Here is a 2,045-nt window from a genome sequence, read left to right as displayed (position 1 = left end):
GGCAGATCGCGTACGCCATTCCGAAGGAACTCGACGGCATGCTCGTCTACAGTTCCACGCAGCATCCCAGCGAAATGCAGCATCTCGTCGCGCACATGCTCGACTGGCCGACCCACAACGTCTCGTGCGAATGTCGCCGGATGGGCGGTGGTTTTGGCGGCAAGGAATCGCAATCGGGGATCTTTGCATGCATCGCGTCGCTGGCGGCGCACAAGCTGCGCCGGCCAGTCAAACTGCGCGCCGATCGCGACGACGACTTCATGATTACCGGCAAGCGCCACGACGCCGTCTACACCTACGAAGCCGGTTTTGACGACGATGGCCGCCTGCTCGGCGCACGCGTTGAGATTGCGTTGCGCGCGGGCTATTCGGCGGATTTGTCGGGTGCCGTTGCGACTCGCGCGGTCTGCCACTTCGACAACGCGTACTACCTGCAGGACGTCGAAATCACCGCGCTCTGCTGCCGCACGAACACGCAGTCGAACACGGCGTTTCGCGGCTTTGGCGGCCCTCAGGGCGCACTCGTGATGGAAGTGATGCTCGATGAAATCGCGCATCGGCTCAAACGCGATCCCGTCGATGTGCGTCGCGTGAATTACTACGGCATCACAGAGCGCAACGTGACGCCGTACGGACAAACGGTGGAAGACAACATCATCGCGCCGCTGACCGACGAACTGGTCGCGACGAGCGCCTATTCGCAGCGACGCAGGGCCATCGCCGAGTTCAACGCATCGAGTCCCGTGCTCAAGCGAGGTATCGCGTTCACGCCGGTGAAGTTCGGCATTTCGTTCAACGTACCTTTCCTGAACCAGGCTGGCGCGCTGGTACACGTGTACAAGGACGGCTCCGCGCTCGTCAATCACGGCGGCACGGAGATGGGCCAGGGCCTGAACACGAAGGTCGCGCAAGTCGTGGCGAATGCGCTGGGCGTGGCGTTATCGCGCGTGCGTGTGACCGCAACGGATACCTCCAAGGTCGCGAATACATCGGCCACTGCCGCTTCTACCGGCAGCGACTTGAACGGCAAGGCCGCCGAAGCGGCCGCGCTGACCATTCGCGGACGGCTCGCGGAACTCGCGGCCAGGCAGCTCGGCGGACGTGCGCAAGACGTGCGTTTCCACAACGGCGTGGTCGACTCGAATGGTGCGCAAATGTCCTTCGACCAGCTCGTTGCCGCCGCGTATCTGGCACGCGTCCAGTTGTGGTCCGATGGTTTCTACTCGACGCCCAAGGTCAATTGGGATTCGAAAACGCTCACCGGCCAACCGTTCTATTACTTCGCGTATGGCGCGGCGGTGTCTGAGGTCGTCGTCGATACGCTGACCGGCGAATGGCGCTTGCTGCGCGCGGATATCCTCCACGACGCTGGTCAGTCGATCAACCCGGCGCTGGATATCGGCCAGGTGGAAGGCGGTTTCGTGCAAGGCATGGGCTGGCTTACGACCGAAGAACTCTGGTGGAATCGCGATGGCCGGCTGATGACGCACGCGCCGTCCACTTACAAGATTCCGTCGGTGAGCGATATTCCGGCCGCGCTGAATGTCGCGCTCTACGACAACCAGAACGTCGAGCCGACCGTGTTCCGCTCCAAGGCGGTGGGGGAACCCCCGTTGTTGCTCGGCTTTTCCGTGCTGCTTGCGATTCGCGCAGCGATTGCATCGGCGGCGCCGGGCTCCACGCACGCACCCACGCTGCGCGCGCCAGCCACGCCCGAAGCGATCCTCGATGCATTGGACGCGCAGGCATTGGACGTCGCCCAAGCAACGCCCGCGACGCGGGCCCACCCGGCCCCTGTCAACTAGCGTTCGTTGAGTTAAACCACCTGGAGCGTATTCGATGGAAGCCTGGCTGCACGATCTGCAACACATGCTGGCACACGGCGACGCCGTCGTGCTCGTGACGGTCGCGCGCGTGGCAGGGTCGACGCCGCGCGAGGTCGGCACGAAAATGCTCGTCACCCGCGACGGCACGCGCCACACGATTGGCGGCGGCCATCTGGAATTCAAGGCCATCGAAACAGCGCGGCTGGTGCTGAAAGACGG

2 protein-coding genes are annotated in these 2,045 nt (G+C 63.5%); both read left to right on the top strand.

Annotation, left to right across the window (positions count from 1 at the left end; genetic code table 11):
* Positions 1-1,805, top strand: a 1,805-nt coding sequence (xdhB, locus tag WCA53_RS10965; RefSeq protein WP_423909138.1) for a xanthine dehydrogenase molybdopterin binding subunit, incomplete at its 5' end; no start/stop codon positions are given.
* 34 nt (positions 1,806-1,839) lie between these two features.
* On the top strand, positions 1,840-2,045 hold a 206-nt coding region (locus tag WCA53_RS10960; RefSeq protein ID WP_423909135.1), incomplete at its 3' end, for an XdhC family protein.

This window comes from Caballeronia sp. (genome assembly GCF_049581465.1).
Classification (GTDB): domain Bacteria; phylum Pseudomonadota; class Gammaproteobacteria; order Burkholderiales; family Burkholderiaceae; genus Caballeronia.
Note: the sequence above shows the minus strand (reverse complement) of the source record. Positions and strands in the feature narration are given on the sequence as shown.